The sequence below is a fragment of the Vibrio salinus genome, assembly GCF_021272385.1.
GTDB classification, from domain to species: Bacteria; Pseudomonadota; Gammaproteobacteria; order Enterobacterales; family Vibrionaceae; genus Vibrio; species Vibrio salinus.
Map to the genome: position 1 here is coordinate 556,592 of NZ_JAJSDZ010000010.1, position 19,323 is coordinate 575,914.

Below are 19,323 nucleotides of genomic sequence, written 5' to 3' on the forward strand. Positions count from 1 at the left end.
AGGCGGGGCATGTGAAGTGTAGTCATCTACATGAATCATGACCCAACGCTGAATAAATCACCATCAAACGCTGCCCGAAGGGTTCATCTGAACTGGCTTTGCTCTTTGTTGCAGGTCATTTGGTTAGAATGACTAAGCTACATGCCCTGCGCAGCGATCAACACCCGTTCAGAGTGAACAAAAATCAACCATCAAAGGTCAACAGACCCTAGAGACTGTTAGTTGTAAGTGTTTTCATACAGTAATAAATAAATGATAGTATCTAAGCTATTACGTCGTAGAACTTTTCTTAAATCAGTGACGGAGGAAACATAATGAGGTTAGTGGTCGACACTCATACGCATACTTATGCCAGTGGGCATGCTTACAGTACGATTATTGAGAATGCAAAATCAGCGAAATCCCGGGGATTGTCGATCCTGTGTACGACAGATCACGCGGGAAGCATGCCGGGAGCCCCTCACTACTGGTTTTTTGCGAATCAGAAAATTTTGCCCCGTTTTTTGGAAGGTGTAGGAATTATTCGTGGGTGTGAAGCCAATTTATTAAACGTGAATGGAGAGATAGATCTCCCCCCGGATGCGCTAAAGCATCTCGACTGGGTGATAAGCAGTTTTCATGAGCCGGTGTTTACACCTTCGACGCCTAAAGAGCATACCGATGCGTTATTGAAAGTCATAAGTAACGGGCTGGTGGATGCGTTGGGGCATTTGGGTAATCCTAATTTTGATTTTGACTTTGACGCAGTGATTAAAGCTGCTGCTGACAATCATGTGGCTGTGGAAATTAATAATAGTACGCTATTGGGTCACAGCCGGCGTGGAAGTATTGACCGCTGTTATGAGATTATTGATGTGGCAAAACAATATGGTGCCTATATTACCACAGGAACAGACGCACATTTTTGTGAATCAATTGGTGAGTTTGATAAGACAAGGCAGTTATTAACGAAAGTGGGCATTGCGCCTGAGCAGGTTATTACGCACAGCGAAAAACAGTTTCTTGATTTTCTGTTACTTCGGGGTAGAAACAGAATTTCTGAGTTTGATGGCGCTTTTGACCTTATTTAGTTCTACAATAGCTATAAAATCGGCTATTCTACCAGAAACAATTCTTATAACAGTCAGCACAGATCCTGTTAACGGGTTCTGATAAAAAAGGAATAAGGTAATAAAAATGAAAAAAACACTGGTACTAATTGCAGCAGCGCTACTGTCGGCAAACATTTATGCTCATGATGATGATTTGGGTGTTCTCATGCACGGTTTCAAGACGGAGTTCCGGGATGCCGCTAATGCGTCCTCCGTTGATGAAATGAAAGCCGCCGTGATGAAATTTGATGATCTGGTTGAGCAGGCGAAAAAACTGGAGTATCCACCGAAAAAAGAAGCGACTTTTCAGGACGGTTACCAGAAGCTTTCCGTGGCTCTCGACAAAGTGGAAATGGCTCTGGATAAGGGCGATTTAAAGCAAGCTAAATCTGAGTTAAAAAATGTGGATATGGTTCGTCGCGAATTCCACAGAAAATTAAGATAGTCACTTATTCCTTAATGCATCTAATTTTTTAATACAATGTGTTCGGTAAGAGCGTTTTACGGTTTATTTACGTAAAGCGCTCTTTTAGTCTGGATGCCATAAAGTTGATAAAGACTCTTAACCTGACCGGCATATACCGGGTCTGGGCATATTGCATGACAATGGCACCGTGATAGTTGCTTTGTATCATCCAGGGTTCAAGAATTCTGATAACCTCGCCGGACTCAATGGCATCTTTCACTACGAAGTCATGAAAAATTCCGATACCCAGCCCGCTTTTTACTCCGTTGAGCCGCATTTGAGAATGGTTTAGAGCGTAGCGACCACTTACTTCAACAGAAAAAATGGAGTCATTCTGAATGAATGTCCAGAGGTTATCTTTTGCGGTTTCGGCAAGGTACAGACAATCGTGTTCACTTAATTCTTCCGGGTGTTTCGGCTCTCCTCTACGGTTCAGATAGTCGGGGCTGGCGCAGAGAACCAAATTGGTTTTACAGATCTCTTTTAACACTAATTTCTCGTCGGGTTTATCAGTCAGCCGGAACGCGACATCGATATTGTCTCTGATCAGATCGACTTTACCATCAACCGCCCGTAGCTTGAGCTGAATGTCCGGATATTTCTGTAAGAAAGGGATAACAAAAGGTTGCAGAACTGAGAATAAAAACGCTTCCGGTGCTGATACTGTGAGTGAGCCGGAAGGTTTCTGATGATCCGCCATTGATACTTCAATTGCCTGTTGGGCGGCGTTCACCATAATCACACTTTGTTCATAGACTTTCTGCCCCGTCTGAGTAATGACCAGACTGCGGGTCGTCCGTTCAAACAACTTTACTGACAGGGCTTTTTCCAGCCGGGTAATCAGTTTACTTAACGCGGATGGTGTGTTATCGAGCTTTTTGGCGGCTGCGGTAAAGCTGCCTTCCTGAACAATAAGAATGAAGACAGCGAGATCAGGTAATAAGCTAATTAATTTTGTCTGAGACATATCAGATTATGGCACCGTTTTATAATATTAATTATTTATGAATTTCATTCACGAATGATTTTCCTATTATAGGGATAATCCCTTCCCCGTCCATCGATTACACTGACTACAATTAAAAATGTTTACAGTGTAAATATGGATAAAGAGCTTAGCTTCAGATTTACACGTTCAGAATAACAATAAAGGATTCAGATTATGTCATCAGCATTTTATCAGCATATCGGGCAGCAGATTGAAACCGTTAAAGAAGAAGGACTGTATAAGTCAGAACGTATCATCACGTCCGCTCAGAAAGGGGAAGTTGACATTCTCTCCGGCGAGAAAGTGCTTAATTTTTGTGCCAATAATTACCTGGGACTGGCAAATCATCCCGAGCTGATTAAAGCTGCCCAGAAAGGGATGGATGAGCATGGGTTCGGTATGGCGTCTGTCCGTTTTATCTGTGGTACACAGGATGCTCATAAAGAATTAGAGCAAAAGCTGTCGGCATTTCTTGGCAAAGAAGACACTATTCTCTACAGCTCCTGTTTTGATGCCAACGCCGGATTGTTTGAAACGATCCTGGATAAAGAAGATGCCATTATTTCGGATGCATTAAATCATGCCTCAATCATTGATGGTGTGCGTTTGTGTAAAGCCATGCGTTTCCGTTATTCCAATAATAATATGGAAGAACTTGAGGAACAGTTAAAAGCGGCGGATGACGCCGGTGCCCGACATAAACTGATTGTTACGGACGGCGTTTTCTCTATGGACGGTATTGTTGCGAACCTTCCGGCTATTTGTGATCTGGCAGAAAAATACGATGCACTGGTTGTTGTGGATGACTCTCATGCTGTTGGCTTTATGGGGGAAAACGGGCGCGGAACTCATGAGTATCATAATGTGATAGACCGGGTTGATATCATCACCGGCACACTGGGTAAAGCCATGGGCGGTGCTTCTGGCGGTTATACTTCAGGTAAAAAAGAGGTGATTGAGTGGTTGCGTCAGCGTTCCCGTCCGTATCTGTTCTCTAACTCTGTTGCCCCGGCCATTGTGGCAGCGTCTATTCGTGTGATTGATTTGTTGGCTGAAAGTGGCGATTTAAGAACGCATCTGTGGGAAAACGCTGCACATTTCCGTTCCCGAATGAGTGAGGCCGGATTTACATTAGCCGGTGCGGATCATGCGATTATTCCTATTATGCTGGGAGATGCCAAAGTTGCTGCTGAATTTGCTGACCGGGCTCTTGAAAAAGGCGTTTACGTCATCGGTTTTTCATACCCGGTGGTACCGAAAGGTCAGGCTCGTATCCGTACCCAAATGTCGGCTGCTCACAGCAGAGAAGAACTGGATCGTGCCATTGATGTGTTTATCGAAGTTGGTAAAGACATGGGCATTATCGCGTAAGCGATAAGTACCGGTATTGAACGAACAGGTTGAGAGTGTGATGAAAATAAAAGCCTTATCAAAGCTGAAACCAGAGGAAGGCATTTGGCTTACCAATGTTGATATGCCAGCGATCGGCCATAATGATCTTTTGATTAAGATAAAGAAAACGGCTATTTGCGGAACAGATGTTCATATTTATAACTGGGATCATTGGGCTCAGAATACCATTCCGGTTCCTATGGTAGTCGGTCATGAGTATGTGGGCGAAGTGGTGGCAATCGGCCAGGAAGTTCGTGGTTATAGCATCGGTGACCGGGTCTCGGGCGAAGGCCACATTACCTGTGGGCACTGTCGTAACTGCCGGGGTGGACGTACTCACTTATGCCGCAACACCATTGGTGTGGGAGTCAATCGTACCGGTGCCTTTTCGGAGTATCTGGTGATTCCGGCTTATAATGCCTTTAAAATTCCGGATGAAATTTCGGATGATTTAGCCTCTATTTTCGACCCTTTCGGCAATGCGGTTCACACGGCGTTGTCGTTTGATCTCGTTGGTGAAGATGTGCTGATTACGGGAGCCGGCCCGATAGGTATTATGGCCGCTGCCGTTGCCAAACATGTTGGTGCCCGTCATATTGTGATTACGGACGTGAACGAGTATCGCCTGGAGTTGGCGAGAAAGATGGGGGTTACCCGGGCCGTTAACGTAGCCAAAGACGATCTGAAAGCGGTCATGAAAGAGCTGAATATGACCGAGGGCTTTGATGTGGGTCTGGAAATGTCAGGTGTTCCGGCGGCTTTTCAGTCTATGCTGGAAGAAATGAATCATGGCGGACGGATTGCACTGTTAGGGATCCCACCTTCCGATATGGCAATCGACTGGAATCAGGTTATCTTTAAAGGTCTGATAATCAAAGGGATTTATGGAAGAGAAATGTTCGAAACCTGGTATAAAATGGCATCGCTCATCCAATCCGGCTTAGATCTGACGCCAATTATCACCCATCATTTCAAAATTGACGACTTCCAAAAAGGCTTTGACACCATGCGTAGCGGGGCTTCTGGGAAAGTGATACTCGATTGGGAATAAAATTTAAGACGCTCCGAAAGGGGCGTTTTTTGATTCTCCTACCTATGTGTGGATAAGGCTCTGATCCATTTGTGTGTGGTTATAAAGCCAAAACTACCCAACTTTCATTTTGTTCTGCACATTCCATTTGTCTAAACCAAGTTAAATAATTGTCCAGATAAGCTGTTCCAACCCCTCGAAACTGTGCTAACCATGCTTTCCAACGCATCGTCCAGTTATTGAGTGTTTGGATATGGTATATCCCTTCAATTACCCTCTTCTTATCCAGTGTAATTAGGCGTTTGTGGTCTATCTCAAATGGTAAATCTTCTATGATACTTTTATAGCTGATATTACCGTCGGTACAAAGTACGCTTTGTGGTGTTAGAACTGGTATTAATGCTTGTTTTAATTGTTCTTTTGTATCACGTTCTAATACTTGATGAGTAACTACGCCCGTTCGATCTAATGCTAGAAATATTGGTACTTTGGGGACGTCTCCACCACCACGCTTGCGTGGCTCTCGAAGCATTTTCTTAGAGCCTTTGAATGACTCATTAATAAAGGTTTCATCTGCCTCAATGATCCCATGCAGCTCGGAGGGCTTATGTTTACAAGGCGCAGCTAATAAACGATGACGCCATAGCCATGCGGTTTTGACATTAACACCCAGTTCTTTTGCTGCCCCCCGAAGTTTAGTGGTTAACCACATACCTTCAGAATATTGATGCCATTTCCCCTGCATTCTCAGTCTCGCCAATGGAGTGCCAGTTAATGAATTAAACGTGCGAGAACACCCCTTACATTTATAACGTTGCTGACCTCGTGCTGTGGTTCCATGCTTAGTAAATTCAGGACTTCCACAATATGGACAATGTGATATATGCTCTTCTTTGTCAGCAATAGCTTTACCAACTTGGTTGCTGGAAATCAGAGATTCGATTTTGTGTCGTAATCGTTTAAGTTGGGGGAAGTTGAGTGTATTAATTTCTTCAGTTAGTTCATTAAACTCTTCTGTATTCATAATGAACGCTCGTTGGTTTGAATACTTGTTATAAGTATAGTCAAACAACACACAAATGGATCAGAGCCGTGGATAAACAGTGAAATGGAAGTTTTGACCTAATTTAGCCCCAAAAAAAGCCCCAATTTAGCCCCAAGAAAAATATCACCAACTTATAACAATGTACGGTTTGCTAAGATGTAATTAGATCTGGCAGGTTGAAATAGGGCTGTCATTACTGATTACTAAGAAAGAGCCGCATCATGATTTGGATTTTAACAAAATACTTAATCACTGCTGGAATTGTTGTTTTAGTTTCAGAAGTGGCCAAAAGAAGTGATAGGATTGGGGCATTAATAGCAGCGTTACCTACGGTTACTATTCTGGTGCTGATCTGGATGTATATCGAGGGGCAAGATCAGGAGAAACTTGCAAATCACGCTTATTATACGTTTTGGTATGTTCTGCCGACCTTACCTATGTTTTTAATTTTTCCCTTCTTGTTAAACCGGTACTCATTCTGGGTGTCGTTAGGAACCTGCGCTGTTATTTCCATCGTTTGTTTTGCGATTGTAGCTGTGATCGTGAGACAGTTTGGTATTAGGCTTTCATAAACTCATCTGAATGATTCAAGTTATAGTGAAAGCCTGAGCCGGAAGTGTTCGGGTACGTGGGGTGTTCAAATCGTTTCTGGCTAACAAGGTTTTGCCCCAAAGTCAGTTAGAGACGATGGCCATATCATAGTGATAACATAAAGCCGTTAGCCCTGTTCTCACTGTTTCAAAGCTAACGGAAACACAACAACAAGGATAGGATGTGCTGCGGGCACTGAAAGTTCGCTAAAGCTGTAGTGTCACTCGAATAGGACAATGGTCTGATAGGTTCAGGTTCATAACATCATCTTGATGATATAAAAACTGCTTGAACGACTCGGGAACCATCAGTTCTATTGCCTGTTCATCCAGAACAATATGATCAATATAGTTTTCATAACGCATTAAAGACCAACTGTGATTTTCTATATCATATGTTTTTGACTGGCAACGGCTTTTATCTTTTCCTGCAGCAGAATATAGCTTCATTCCAGCGGGGTCACCATCATCAATCTCTTTCCAAAACCAATCCTTATAGCCTGTAAGCTGACGATTAAAGTCTCCAAGTACAATGAATGGAATATTTTCGGTAGCTCTAGCATCAATCCACAGTTCTAACTTTGAAACTTGCTCAGCCAGTTTTTCACATCCCCTATGGTTCCTATCTTGGTAAAAGCAGCCACTTTTCAGGTGAACGGAAAGAACTCTTATCACAGGTTTATTATTTTTAAGTATCGTAACATCAACGCCATAACGTAACTTTTTGTCGTCTCTAACGTCTAAAGTTGTTAGATCTGGATTACGTTCGTAACTAATCCCTTTCCGTATAGCTAAGCCGACGAACTGGTGCCATTTCATTGGTGAAGAGGTTTGTTCTACCTCATCTTTTCTAGTAGAGAACTCCATTTTGTACTGGTACTTATCTAGTACTTTGGTCAATGAAGCTTGATCAGCAACTTCTTGAAAGGCAATAATATCAGCCGCCAACTGTTCTGAAAGATCGTGCATAACCGCATAATCAGCACGAGTACGAAGTGATTCTGGACGAGCTGAGTTTTGATCCAGCCATTCCATGTTCCAAGTAGCTATTCGCAGTTGCTCAGCAAAAGTCAGTAAAGGGACAAATAAAAGGATAAATAAAAATTTTTTCATAAGGCCTCCATACAGTAAGTACAGTAATGGTAGGCCTTAAATAAGCAATCATTGCCAAAATTAGTTGATCTTTATCAACGGATTGGTAGTAAACAGAAACTAAATTGAGCCTACTGAACAGGTTTTATTCGTCAGTTATCTTGAATTAAGACCTATTTTTCTAATTTGAAACGACTACTTAAAATAGACCCGCTAGCTCATTTCTGTCCAGATTCGTTTCAGCCGTCTCTGGCTGAAACATTCTGCCCCTTTCCCTCTTAGAGTCATTTCTCGCAGCTTCTCTAGTCAGAGATTTTTGACCTATTTCCCCTAATTCTTAGAAAGGGATAACTAATTTAATCATTTATGGATATAAGGTTTGCCAGACCTTGGGAGAGAATGCTTTTGACTGTGATAGGCCAATTGTTTAATGTGTTATCAACGGCCTGAGATTGGAGGAAATATGTTTCAATTGAAAAATAGAGCCCTAGAAAAACTGAGTAAATATCAATTAAGTCCACTTTTACAGGCACCATGTGAAAAATATATATGTCTTGCATGCCTCGATTTTGACAAAGATTCATATGGCTATAGCATCACTGAAATTCTAATAAGTGAGAGAATTGTTAGCTATGAAGTCGGTACTAGTGATAATCCCAAGCAAGAAAGAGTTAATGTAGATCTAATAAATAACGATGATTGGTTTATTACCGTTCATAACAGTGAACATCAATTTAAATACAATGGGTTATATCAGTTTTATTTTTTAGACCGTAAGTTGGTTAAATGGGGTAAAATGTTTTATCGCGTAGTATGGTTAAGTTCAATTAACCGTGTAAAAGCATGGTGCCTTTTGGATCAAACCGACCTTTATAAGTTAATAGTCAAGATAATAGAATACCAGAATGAGCATGGTGGTAAGAGTGTTTCACCCAGCACGTTGGTAACATATGCTTACCCTTACTTCGGGTATCTAAGTCAGATGGGTATTAAACACCCTAAAGCTAAGATTATTGAAGAGAAATACGGTAGATTGATGGATGCCCTAGTGCAGTCAGGCGATCTATCTGGTGGTACTGGTGAAATTCCATCACTCCCATTTGACATTAACCCCAAGATTTACTTAACTCATCAAGAATTATTTACAGAACAACGTCGTCATAAGCAAATATTCTTTGTCGCCATTGCGACATGCTTTGCAACGCTAATCGCTCCTATTATTAGTAAGCTCTTTACGGGACATTAGATAAATAGAGGTTATCCGAAAGGTAAACTTCATCTAATAATCGTAAGTCAAAAATGTCCATAAATGAGCCGGGAGAAATTGGCTCTCTCGGCCTTTACCGCCCTTTCTCCAGACTGGACACTTTTTGCAGCTCATGCCAAACCCGATCGGATTCTTTCTTATTCGATTCCGTCAGCCATTTTCCGTAGACTTTGGCGACCATGGTGATGTTGGCATGGCCCATTTGTTGGGCAAGATAGCTGACGTTGACATTTGCACGCGTGATCATCCAACTGGCGTAGGTATGTTAGCTTCATCTGAGCTTTAAAGCATTAATGGCTGACGGAATTAAATTGGCGATGCGCTCTTTGTAAGAAATTCCCGCTAAAGAATCGTTCCCTTTATTCTGTAGGTGCTTGCTTTAGAGATAATTCAAATTGCTGGTATGTGAAGTCTACAAACCAGCCTATATAGCTAAATGGCGATTCATTATCATGGTAATAGGTTCTAACTATGTCATTTTTGTCATTCGGAACCCAAATACCACAATCCCAACCGTGCATTGATGCAAACATTTTTCCTCTCTTTTCCATCGCAATGCAACATTTGGTATTCCAGTAATAAATTCCTTCTGCATCCTGCCCTTCTGCGACATACTCTCCTGAGAAGACCCCTTCAATCCACGTTATTGGGAATAAACCCTTTATACCCGCGACCCCGGTTGATCTCGCTCTTGTCAGATCTCTCGCGAGTTCTATGTGTTTCCCTTGATTTTTCGAGTCTAACTTATGCATATTTGCACATCCAAACAAAGAGGATGCACACAGTAATAGTAAAAATCGCTTTTTCATGATAGTCCCTGTATTTCAGAAGAGGCGGTCGTGCCTTATTTTGGCCTCTCCCGACAAAAAAGAGGCTTATTATATGTGTAATTATCTTAATTTGTATGATTATTATTCGTACTTATACCCAAACGACCTGAAGATGCATGATTCAGCGCCAGCAGAAATGTGCGTTTCGGCTGGTGCCCTGCGGGTGAGTTTGTCCGGGCTTGCTCCAGCGTTACTGATTCTCAACGTAGAACGACTATGTTTTCAAATCAGCGCCTTGTTTCAAGCCCGAACAAATCTCACTGAACACCGCATCTTCAGGTTGCTTGGGTATAAAGCCCCGCAACGGTCTCAATTTCTATTTATAAGACGGCAATAACCCAATGAATTATAAAATTAATACAATGAGATAATGATTCTATGCTAAATCTATTGCGTGACCAGTTTTGTTGTGATTGTATAAAAATCAGAGAGTAAACCGAGCCCATACCATGACAGCCGATACGACACTTCCAATAAGAAACTTCAATGAGAATCAAAATCTCATTGTTACTCATGAGGCCATGAGTCTTTGGTTTGCAGACCGAGAGCGTTGGCGAGAATGGGCGGGTAACGACCATCTTATTCTTGAAGGTGAAGTCGCTCTAGACCTATGGCGGTGTGGCCGTGAAAAATGGAATGACTGGTGTCAATCGCAGCCTAAAGCCGATATCTCTTTTAAAGAAGTGATATTTGACAGTGGGGCAACGGTTTCTTTTTTCGGATTTGAGTTTCCAAATTATGGGGAAGTTGATTTCAGCTTTGCAGAATTTAGAAGTGGGGAGGTCGATTTCAGAGGGACTAAATTCGGATACGGAGATTTGCGTTTCTTGTGTACTGAATTTGGTGAGGGAAAGGTGGATTTCTCGAATTCTAAATTTGGAGGTGGAGAGGTCGATTTCCGGGGGATAAAATTTGGTGAGGGAGTCGTTAGTTTCAGGAATAGTGAATTTGGTGGCGGAGAGGTAAGTTTCTTTGAAGCTGAATTTGGTGATGGGAATGTGTTCTTCACGGGTGCCGAATTTGGTCATGGGAATGTGAGCTTTCAGATGGCCCGATTCGGTCATGGGGAGGTGACATTTGATAATGCAAATTTTGGTGGACATGTCGGTTTCAAGGATGTTTCTATCAGTGAAGGGTGCACATCCATTAGCTTTCGTTTTGCTTCTTTTAAAAGTAGCGTGGAATTTTCAACACGGGAAGTACTTCCTTTTATTCCTGATTTTGTTGGCACCAAAACCACGAACCACTTTGTTCTCACTGGCCTGAAGTGTTCCTTTAAGCGAAAATGGTTCACCGATGCCAGTAAGCAGGCTGAGCGTCTTTGCAGATTAAAAGAGATTGCCGAACATAATAAAGACTACAAATCTGCTTTGCGCTTTCATGCTGATGAAATGCGTGCTGCCCGTTGGTTCTGGCCCTCTTATTCGGATGTTTTTTCCATATTTCATTTCATAAAACCTTTTGGGGCCGGTTTACTTGATTGGCTATTTTCGACCTGCAGTTCTTATGGTCAGTCCATTATTAAACCTGTTTTAGGTTTTTTGTTAGTGGTTTTCATACTTATTGCTTTAACAATGCATGAATCCAATACAATAGAAGCAAAAAACTGGCATCCTTTTTCAAGCAATGTTGTTCCAGATGCTTGTACGGTAGATTGTCACCGGTTGGAGGGCAATACCCGGGATATTCTTTATTTGGCCTCAACGGTATCGCTGAGCAAGGCGATACCCTTTCTTGGTGGTATTGGTCTTGATGCGGCCGAAGTACGCAAAGAGCTAAACCTGTCAGCAAGGTATGGCGTTATGAGTTCATTGCTGAGTGGGTTGTCTTTTCTGTTTATGTTTCTTATCGGTCTGGGGCTTAGGAATAAGTTCCGGTTAAGGTAACTGATCGACATGCCGTCATCCTATCACCACCCAAACACGGACTTATCTGACAGAATTGATACGGAAAGTAAGCACTTCAGCAGAAACGGCGTTGTTATAAACAAAATGCCGTTTCTGCTGTTTCGTCGTCATCCGTGTTAATCGTTTTTTTGATATCCATATCTCTGCACTTTTGTTTTGATAAAGTCTCTCAGATGTTCAGGAAAATCAAAAAAGAACCTAGCTATGATGAGGAGAAAACTTATATTCAATTAGTATATATACTATTTATTTTGTTGTTTTATAAGTAAAATTTAAATATGAATCAATGCAGTTAAAGGTATTATAAATTATTTTAGTTTCCATAAAATAATTTATGGGTTATTTATTCGTTTATACCTGAACCTATCCCATTGGCCTGTTTTGCAACCCATATTGAAAAAGCATAGACTGGAACAATCATTCTCTTTTTTCATTGGTCAATATATGTTGCTTGAAGGCATTGAAACACTTCTCGTACTGAGTAAAGAGAAAACGATGAGCCGTACGGGAAGCGTACTGTATCTTAGCCAATCCGCCGTCAGTAAGCGTATAACCAAATTAGAAAAGCGTCTGGGGAAGAAATTAGTCGAGCCAGATGGCCGTTACGTTATGCTGACGGCAGAGGCGAAAGTGTTGATTGAGAACATCAGTCCAACATTCAGTGAGTTATGCGGGCAAATATACGAACAGCAGGTGCTAGCCAGTGATTCTCTGCTACGTATCGACTGCTCAGAAACGCTGGTTGCCGGGTATTTCAGCCACGCCTTAACACATTGCTTTCATGATGATCCTAATTTAACGATTACGACAAACCATACTCCACGAATTGTGGAAAATGTGAAATCGGGGAAAGCCGTTCTTGGATTATGCGCAGGGTACCTGCCTCCGGGTCATGGTCTGTTAAGCATTCACCTTTTTGATGAGCCATATTATATTGTCAGCCGCGATCCGTTAAACGAGTTACCGGGCGTGTTAATCACAACCGATCTTACTAACAGCGCAAACACCTACCAGTCAGACATCTTGGAAGAATTGAAAATACGCCCCGTGATGGAGCTAGACTCGTATACAGCAGCAGCTCACTTGGCATTGCAAGGAGCTGCGCCTGCCCTTGTACCACTTTCAGTAGTAAAAGCACTGAGTATAGAAGAATGTCATTTATACAAGTATGGTGAGCTCGCCCCTCTATATAGACCAATTTACATCTGTGTACGGCAAAACAACTTTCGGTTAGAGCGCATTAAGAAAGTCATAAACACTATATCTGAAGTGTCGCTATAGAGTTAAAATGTTCTATTCACATAGAGCTATGCAATCTATTTCTATTTTTAGCCCAAAATGAAGGTCTCTGGTGGGTACGATTGTCCGTACTGGTTTATGAATCGTAAAGTACTCGCCACAAACACTATTGACGGTATCCCACATATGGACATCTGAAATATAGATAACGAGTTTTAGAACCTTATCAATACTCGATCCCGCGTCTTCAAGAATAATCGCCAAATTATCTAAGACCCTGCGGGCTTGTTGTTCAATATCTCCTGTAACTTTTCCCCCAGTATCTGGGTTGATTGGTAGCTGGCCTGAAACGTAAGCTAAATTATTACAAACAATCGCCTGAGAGTAGTGCCCAGAAGGTTTCAGGGCATTATTGGTTTGTATATACCTCATCGTTAATACCCTCAATTGGTTAATTTACTGAATAGTTGCTGAATAGAGTTCGTCGCTTTGAGACCATTTCCAGTTATCACACCAACTGTTAAGTCTTTTGCGCCAATCTCTCCTGTTTCTAAAAGTCGAGCTATACCCGCAAACGCAGTTGCCGATGTAGGCTCGATAAAAAATCCTTGCTGCCCCATTTCTTCTATTGCTGATTGGATTTGTTGTTCATTAACACTAATGAAACTGCCATTAGACTGCTGAACAAATTCAATGATTTCTTTCAGGCGAGATGAGTGCTGAATCTTGATACCTTCAGCTATAGTGTTCAATGATGTTATCTCAATATCTTCACCATTAAATACCTGAACAAACGGTTTAATACCTTCACTTTGAATTCCAAAGATACGAGGTATCTTGTCTATTTCCCTACCTTTTAATAATTCTGAGAAGCCAAGGTATGCACCAGCTAGCAGGCTACCATTACCTGCTGGTGCCACAAAATTGTCCGGAGCTTTATAACCACATTGTTCCCAGATTTCATAGGCAATAGATTTCACTCCTTCAATAAATAATGGATGCCAATTATGCCCTACGTAGCAACTTCCGTGTGTTTTAGAGCTGTTCATTGCTGCTAAGGCAACATCTTCCCTTGTCCCTTCAATTTCAATACAGTTTGCACCATAAACTCTGGTTTGTGTGGTTTTTCCTAAAGATGTTCCTGCGGGCACAAATATGTTGCACTTCATTTTCCCTTTAGCTGCGTACCCAGCATAGGCACTGCCACCATTGCCACTAGAATCCTCAGCAATGCTATCTATTCCTTGTTTTTTCAGGTAATTGATGACCATAGCAGCCCCTCGATCTTTAAATGACCCAGTTGGTTGTAATGAATCCATTTTTGCAAGAATCGGAATACCAGATATTTCGGCATCAGCCAGTGGTGTAATGACTTCATTAAAAGATGCCTGAACTTCATGTTTTTTTACTGGTAAAGCTTTGGAATATCGCCATATTGATAGTTCATTCTTAATCAAATTACTCTTATTAAAAGAAAATTCAGGCTTAACCCAAAGGGCTGAGCCACAAGTGCATCTAATTAATTCAGGTATAGGTAGGTATTCTTTACCGCAGCTCTTACAGATAAATTTCATAGTTCGCCTCATGTCTGTTCCGTATCGTTTGGTTAGACATTACAAGTGATTGGCACGCTGTATAAACGAAACGTGGGCAATTGTTATATTCCTAATTGGAATCAATGAAAATTGAGGTGAGCTCCCATGATATGTATGACTCAGGCACAACGAAAAGAAAGGATTTCGCTGAAAGGATATTAGCATTGTTTGAACTTGACCATCTCTTTGACATCATAAATGGTGGCGATGTCGGTATTACCAAGGTACATCAGTTGTCAGGGTTGTTATCGGATAAATCTATTGGCTCAGGTTCTGTGATGGTGGGCGACCGAAATGCAGACTTAATCGGAGCTAACCGGAATGGACTCAAATCCGTCGGTGTCTTATGGGGATATGGCTGTTATGAAGAATTGTCATCTGAAAATCCGTCTATGATACTCAGCACCACTAAAGAGCTAAGTAATATTACCCTATAACCTCTGTTATATTTTCAAAAAACGCCAGTCTTAATAGCACCATACCGTCTAATCACTACCTATACTAAAAGAGGAATAATAAGAAAGGGCCTGAATTATGTGTGGCAGACTTAGTGTTATTCGTGATCCTCTGTGCCATATTGTTCGTGATAAATTTGGCATCTCTTTTCAAACCGATACCAATCAGGATTTGCGTCCGACTCAACAGGTTGCCTGTGTGATGCAAAAGAGCGGTCAGTTGCAGCAGGGTAATTTAATTTGGGGCATACAGCCTGGCTGGACAAACAGTGTCATTTTCAATGCAAAGGCGGAGACGGTTTCTGTTAAGGCAACATTTATTGATGGTTTTGAAAACTCCAGGGTCATTGTTCCCTGCAGTGGATGGTATGAGTGGGTCGATGAACAGGGACAAAAGGAGAAATACTGTTTCAGTCCGGGTAATAATGATGTGTTTTATGTGGCTGGTATTTTACTGGAAAACAAGACGAAATTGATTATTTTGACCACTGAATCCAATGATCAGTGCCGGGAATATTATGAACGAATGCCTCTGCTTATCGAAACTGATTGTGTTATGACATGGTTAACGGGTCCGGTAGAACGTGTGTTTCCGTTGCTAATTAATCCATTTTCCGATGATATAAAAATTAACAGAGCATAGTGAATTTTAATGATAACGTTTACATTAAAATTGAGTAAACAGTGACCTGTTTATCATTGGTGCAATGAAGTCACTAATTTAATTGAATAATCGATTTCTTTGTGAGTAAATATGCTGAGATCAGTTGAGTATTGATGCTAAATATTGATGTAATCAATATCTTCTGTGAATAATTACTTTATAACAGGAATAATATAGCAAATAGGTTGCATAATGAATAACTTTTTCATCGATAATGGAGAACAGGTTGTAAGAGAAGTTATCGCAGATTTATTAGAATTGTTCAGTGAGCAGATTAAAGAGGGACATGATCCGAAAACGGTTATCAAATATTTCGGAGCAACGCTAGAGGTCAGGTTGGTTGATTTTGAAGGGAGTGATGTTACTAAAGAAGAAAATGATAAGTGTGTCGTGGTTTAATTACCGCTGATTATTTTTTCCTTTCATCTGAGCAGCAATTCTGCTGTTCCATACACTAGTAATTACTTTCATTAATTATTTTCATCCTTATTCAATTGGGATGAAAATTTGTCGTGTTTAATAATCACGGTATGATACTGATCATTTGATCATTTAAAACTCGGCATCAATCTGAAAAGAGAGCCGTTTGTGAGTATAGGGATGATCGAAAGTTAATGTTTCGGCATGCAGATGTAATCGTTTCGCTTTATCTCCGTATAAGTCATCGCCTACCATAGGGGAATTCAGTCCCAGGTAATGAGCACAATGGACTCTGAGTTGGTGTGTTCGTCCTGTTTTTGGATAGAGATAAAGCCTCGTTCTGTTTTTATCACGCCGGATAACTTCCCAATAAGTTTCTGCTGCTTTTCCCCGTTTTTCACAGACGATCTGACGTGGTTTATCATCAAAGTCCGGGGCCAGAGGTAGCCGGATGTAACCGTTATTATCCATCACCAGTCCTTCCAGTTCTGCGATGTATCGTTTTTCAACACTTCTGGAAATGAACTGTTTCTGTAAATTTTTATTTGCTCTTTTGGTCAGGGCAAAGACTAGCAGACCCGAAGTAGACATATCCAGCCGATGAATGACAAACGGCCCCTCGTTACTTTCTTTTAGCTGTTCTTTTAACCGTTCTTTCAACCGGTGAAAGGCTGAATCCTGAATATGAACACCCGGAACAGAGAGCATCTCTGCCGGTTTATTGAGAACGACAATGGCATCATCCTGATAAACGATATCGATATCTTTATCGCTGACAGGAGCGGTTTGTAGCGGGTTAGGTTCGACAGTAAGCCCTTGCAACATATGGGTGAGTATCGGTAAGCACTTACTCTGACAGGAAGGATAAAATTTCCTGTGTTTACGAATGGCAGATTTGGGAGAATGACCCCACCAGAATTCGGCCATAGTGACAGGGAGCAGGTTATGCCGGTAGGCAAACTGCAATAACTTAGGTGCAGCACATTCGCCGGAACCGGCGGGTGGAACCGGTGACCGGGTATCTTTGAACAGATCGATCAGAATGGCTTCCTGCCCATTCGCATTCAGCAGTTTATAGTTTGAGAACAAGCTGTGCTGTAACTGGTTTGAACGCTGTTTCCGTTCTTCTTTTAGCCGGCTTATTTCTTCCAGATGGAGCTCTAATTTTTCACTATATTGTGTTATCTGTTCCTGCCATTTTTGTTTTGTTGCTGCCAGGGCCTTCTTTTCTTCGATACTTTGTCTGGCAAGCTCGTTGATGATGATGTCACGTTCAGATGATGGCAGGGTTTCCGCTTCAGTCCGTGCCTGTTTGCGCGCTTTACGCGTTTTCACCATATCCTGCTGAGTAGCGGCAATTTCTGCTTCTGCTTTCTTCCGGCAACGTTCAAGCCGGGTTTGTAACTGTTGTTCTTCCTGAGAAGCAGAAAGTTCAGAAATTAACGTGTTTAACCGGTTAATATGTTCCGACTCCTTCAGAAAGACATTGTCATGATCGAGAATATCATAAACAGGAGGAACAAAGCCTTCATAATGGTTTGAACCGGCCAGTTTACCTGAAAATCCGGCAAGAAAACCCAATTCACCGTTTGAGTCTTTGACGATCAATACTCCGAACATTTTTCCAGCATATTCTTCCTGACTCTGAGTTTTATAATGGGCGTCGAGCAAATTTTTCCGGGTCAGTTCTTCTTGTAACTGTTCCGCTGCTTTAATACAGAGCGGATGCGGTTCGTAACAGAAGGGATACGTAAACATTTCCGGTAGTTCGATGCCACTAATGGAGTGACTGAATCGGCGAAAATAAGATGAAAGAGATAATGGCATGTGAATAAGTCGGAATAAAAAAACGGCCCCATGATAACGTGAAGTGCCTGAGATGTCTTTATTATGTTATAAGTCATGAAACTATTATAGAATTTTGCTTTGTTTTCTAGTACGTTAATTTAGTTTTTTAAATGGATAGCATCCGAGGTATTGAGTGACCGACAGCGCTAAACAAATCATTCCTGAAGATATTCGTCATGATCCCGGTATTCAGAGAATGCTGGAACGTATGCCGGATTCAGTACAGAAAAGCTTTAATGATGAGCAACTTATGCATATCCGGAATGCCATCGGTGCCCGTAACTGGGGAAATCATAAGATTGACTGCCGTGGCGTGATTACTTTTCCCATGCTTGGCTGGCGATACTATTTTGTCTTTCTTTTCGGCAAAAACCGTCGCCACCTGACTGGCAAAGAGAAACGGATAGCCAATGGCTTAGGAACGCTTATTGCCGCCGGTCTACTGACTGTGGTTGTCCTGTTTGTCCTCGTTATTCTGTATCTTTTAAAATCGGCGTTGGGTATTGATATTTTTCCGGGGTTCTCATTTGGCCTGTGGACTTGGTTTAAGGCGAATGTCCTCAGTGGACCCGTTTTTTAGACGTTCACCCTGTTATTAATAACAACGACTGATGTTATTGGAATCATTCATAGTTACTGACGGTTTCTATTAACAAGATTTTGACTAAAGCTATCTCGTGTGATGTTATAACGTAGAAAGTTTTTAGATTGAGGTCGTACTGTGTTTTTCTCTTCCCGGTTTAAGCGGATATTTGGGTTAAAGTATGTTTTTGGGTTTGTTTTATTCTTCCCGGTTTCCGTTTTAGCTCATCCTCATTCCTGGATAGATATGAAGACCTACATAGAAGGGAACCAAAAGGAGCTGACTGGGTTTAATATGATTTGGTCATTTGATCCGATGACGACGGCTTATCTGTTTGATGGAGAAGATATGTCGCCAAACCATCGTGATAAAACACTTAAAAAGCTGGCGCTTTCTGTCATTAATAATATGCTCACGACCCATTACTTTACCTATTTCTATGATAAAGGTAAGCCGATCCGTTATGAAAAAGTGAAGAGTGGGGTTTTGACAACGAAAGCCGGGAAAGCCACGTTAACATTCAGATTAAATCTGGCAAAGCCTTATAAATTTAATGGTCATAAACTGCAGTTAAGAATTTTCGATCCTACCTATTATGTTGATATGTCATGGAAAACGGGCAAAGACGTTATTTTAACTGACAATTTGCATTCACATTGTAAAACCAAATTACTAGAACCTCATCCTACGCCTAGTCAGGTTAGTTACGCGTTATCGATTCCTGCGGATGCCGATCCGGACGATACATTGGGGCAACTGTTCACACAAACCATTGAACTGACCTGCAAACCTTAGTCTTATTCATTTGTTCTGGATATTTA

At 41.5% G+C, this 19,323-nt stretch carries 21 protein-coding genes; 13 read left to right on the forward strand and 8 right to left on the reverse strand.

Translation table 11 applies throughout. The annotated features are described in order from the left end of the window. Positions 1 to 314: 314 nt before the first annotated feature. Positions 315 to 1,070 carry a phosphatase gene (locus LRQ06_RS15930; RefSeq protein ID WP_232768039.1) on the forward strand — a complete coding sequence of 252 codons (756 nt, stop codon included), beginning with the start codon at positions 315 to 317 and terminating at the stop codon, positions 1,068 to 1,070. A 106-nt stretch (positions 1,071 to 1,176) separates the two neighbouring features. Further along, positions 1,177 to 1,536, forward strand: coding sequence for a cytochrome b562 (locus LRQ06_RS15935; protein ID WP_232768040.1), 360 nt, complete (start codon positions 1,177 to 1,179; stop codon positions 1,534 to 1,536). Between the two features lie 67 nt (positions 1,537 to 1,603). On the opposite strand, the gene LRQ06_RS15940 is transcribed toward LRQ06_RS15935, so the two are convergent. Beyond that, on the reverse strand, positions 1,604 to 2,524 hold the full coding sequence (locus LRQ06_RS15940; protein ID WP_232768041.1) for a LysR family transcriptional regulator: 921 nt from the start codon (positions 2,522 to 2,524) through the stop codon (positions 1,604 to 1,606). Between the two features lie 195 nt (positions 2,525 to 2,719). Between LRQ06_RS15940 and LRQ06_RS15945 the strand changes: the two genes are divergently transcribed. Both LRQ06_RS15945 and tdh read left to right on the forward strand, forming a co-directional pair. Further along, on the forward strand, positions 2,720 to 3,916 hold the full coding sequence (locus LRQ06_RS15945) for a glycine C-acetyltransferase (protein ID WP_232768042.1): 1,197 nt from the start codon (positions 2,720 to 2,722) through the stop codon (positions 3,914 to 3,916). Between the two features lie 40 nt (positions 3,917 to 3,956). Further along, positions 3,957 to 4,988 (forward strand): L-threonine 3-dehydrogenase, encoded by a 1,032-nt coding sequence (tdh, locus tag LRQ06_RS15950; RefSeq protein ID WP_232768998.1) that lies wholly within the window; start codon positions 3,957 to 3,959, stop codon positions 4,986 to 4,988. Positions 4,989 to 5,067: 79 nt separating this feature from the next. On the opposite strand, the gene LRQ06_RS15955 is transcribed toward tdh, so the two are convergent. Continuing rightward, complete coding sequence (locus LRQ06_RS15955) at positions 5,068 to 5,991, reverse strand: IS1595 family transposase (RefSeq protein WP_232766161.1); 924 nt, start codon at positions 5,989 to 5,991, stop codon at positions 5,068 to 5,070. Positions 5,992 to 6,233: 242 nt separating this feature from the next. Here LRQ06_RS15955 and LRQ06_RS15960 point away from each other — a divergent pair, with 242 nt between their 5' ends. Beyond that, positions 6,234 to 6,584 carry a DUF3147 family protein gene (locus LRQ06_RS15960; RefSeq protein WP_232768043.1) on the forward strand — a complete coding sequence of 117 codons (351 nt, stop codon included), beginning with the start codon at positions 6,234 to 6,236 and terminating at the stop codon, positions 6,582 to 6,584. Positions 6,585 to 6,809: 225 nt separating this feature from the next. On the opposite strand, the gene LRQ06_RS15965 is transcribed toward LRQ06_RS15960, so the two are convergent. Next, positions 6,810 to 7,715 carry an endonuclease/exonuclease/phosphatase family protein gene (locus LRQ06_RS15965; protein WP_232768044.1) on the reverse strand — a complete coding sequence of 302 codons (906 nt, stop codon included), beginning with the start codon at positions 7,713 to 7,715 and terminating at the stop codon, positions 6,810 to 6,812. Positions 7,716 to 8,157: 442 nt separating this feature from the next. Here LRQ06_RS15965 and LRQ06_RS15970 point away from each other — a divergent pair, with 442 nt between their 5' ends. Further along, positions 8,158 to 8,940 (forward strand): hypothetical protein, encoded by a 783-nt coding sequence (locus LRQ06_RS15970; RefSeq protein ID WP_232768045.1) that lies wholly within the window; start codon positions 8,158 to 8,160, stop codon positions 8,938 to 8,940. Positions 8,941 to 9,034: 94 nt separating this feature from the next. Here the strand turns inward: LRQ06_RS15970 and LRQ06_RS15975 are convergent, their stop codons facing one another. Together LRQ06_RS15975 and LRQ06_RS15980 are read right to left on the reverse strand one after the other, a co-directional pair. Then, the gene (locus LRQ06_RS15975; protein ID WP_232768046.1) at positions 9,035 to 9,208 is read right to left on the reverse strand and encodes an integrase; all 174 of its coding nucleotides are present in this window, start codon (positions 9,206 to 9,208) and stop codon (positions 9,035 to 9,037) included. Between the two features lie 112 nt (positions 9,209 to 9,320). Next, entirely contained in the window at positions 9,321 to 9,770 is a 450-nt protein-coding gene (locus LRQ06_RS15980) for a hypothetical protein (protein ID WP_232768047.1), read from the reverse strand. A 470-nt stretch (positions 9,771 to 10,240) separates the two neighbouring features. On the opposite strand from LRQ06_RS15980, the gene LRQ06_RS15985 reads away from it, so the two are divergent. Together LRQ06_RS15985 and LRQ06_RS15990 are read left to right on the forward strand one after the other, a co-directional pair. Continuing rightward, positions 10,241 to 11,677 (forward strand): pentapeptide repeat-containing protein, encoded by a 1,437-nt coding sequence (locus LRQ06_RS15985; RefSeq protein ID WP_232768048.1) that lies wholly within the window; start codon positions 10,241 to 10,243, stop codon positions 11,675 to 11,677. A 465-nt stretch (positions 11,678 to 12,142) separates the two neighbouring features. After that, complete coding sequence (locus LRQ06_RS15990) at positions 12,143 to 12,979, forward strand: LysR family transcriptional regulator (protein ID WP_232768999.1); 837 nt, start codon at positions 12,143 to 12,145, stop codon at positions 12,977 to 12,979. A 12-nt stretch (positions 12,980 to 12,991) separates the two neighbouring features. Here the strand turns inward: LRQ06_RS15990 and LRQ06_RS15995 are convergent, their stop codons facing one another. Continuing rightward, positions 12,992 to 13,369, reverse strand: a complete 378-nt coding sequence (locus tag LRQ06_RS15995) for a RidA family protein (RefSeq protein WP_232768049.1) — start codon at positions 13,367 to 13,369, stop codon at positions 12,992 to 12,994. 11 nt (positions 13,370 to 13,380) lie between these two features. Next, positions 13,381 to 14,511, reverse strand: coding sequence for a threonine synthase (locus LRQ06_RS16000; RefSeq protein ID WP_232768050.1), 1,131 nt, complete (start codon positions 14,509 to 14,511; stop codon positions 13,381 to 13,383). A 104-nt stretch (positions 14,512 to 14,615) separates the two neighbouring features. Between LRQ06_RS16000 and LRQ06_RS16005 the strand changes: the two genes are divergently transcribed. The 3 genes from LRQ06_RS16005 to LRQ06_RS16015 all read left to right on the forward strand — a co-directional run bounded on the left by LRQ06_RS16005 (position 14,616) and on the right by LRQ06_RS16015 (position 16,050). After that, positions 14,616 to 14,969, forward strand: coding sequence for an HAD hydrolase-like protein (locus LRQ06_RS16005; RefSeq protein WP_232768051.1), 354 nt, complete (start codon positions 14,616 to 14,618; stop codon positions 14,967 to 14,969). A gap of 97 nt (positions 14,970 to 15,066) precedes the next feature. After that, positions 15,067 to 15,630, forward strand: coding sequence for an SOS response-associated peptidase (locus LRQ06_RS16010; RefSeq protein WP_232768052.1), 564 nt, complete (start codon positions 15,067 to 15,069; stop codon positions 15,628 to 15,630). Between the two features lie 213 nt (positions 15,631 to 15,843). Continuing rightward, the gene (locus LRQ06_RS16015; RefSeq protein WP_232768053.1) at positions 15,844 to 16,050 is read left to right on the forward strand and encodes a hypothetical protein; all 207 of its coding nucleotides are present in this window, start codon (positions 15,844 to 15,846) and stop codon (positions 16,048 to 16,050) included. Between the two features lie 153 nt (positions 16,051 to 16,203). Here LRQ06_RS16015 and LRQ06_RS16020 read toward each other — a convergent pair whose 3' ends face one another. Further along, positions 16,204 to 17,898 carry an RluA family pseudouridine synthase gene (locus LRQ06_RS16020; RefSeq protein WP_232768054.1) on the reverse strand — a complete coding sequence of 565 codons (1,695 nt, stop codon included), beginning with the start codon at positions 17,896 to 17,898 and terminating at the stop codon, positions 16,204 to 16,206. 154 nt (positions 17,899 to 18,052) lie between these two features. On the opposite strand from LRQ06_RS16020, the gene LRQ06_RS16025 reads away from it, so the two are divergent. Next, on the forward strand, positions 18,053 to 18,499 hold the full coding sequence (locus tag LRQ06_RS16025; RefSeq protein WP_232768055.1) for a hypothetical protein: 447 nt from the start codon (positions 18,053 to 18,055) through the stop codon (positions 18,497 to 18,499). A gap of 141 nt (positions 18,500 to 18,640) precedes the next feature. Next, complete coding sequence (locus LRQ06_RS16030; protein ID WP_308218838.1) at positions 18,641 to 19,297, forward strand: DUF1007 family protein; 657 nt, start codon at positions 18,641 to 18,643, stop codon at positions 19,295 to 19,297. Positions 19,298 to 19,323 lie beyond the last annotated feature (26 nt).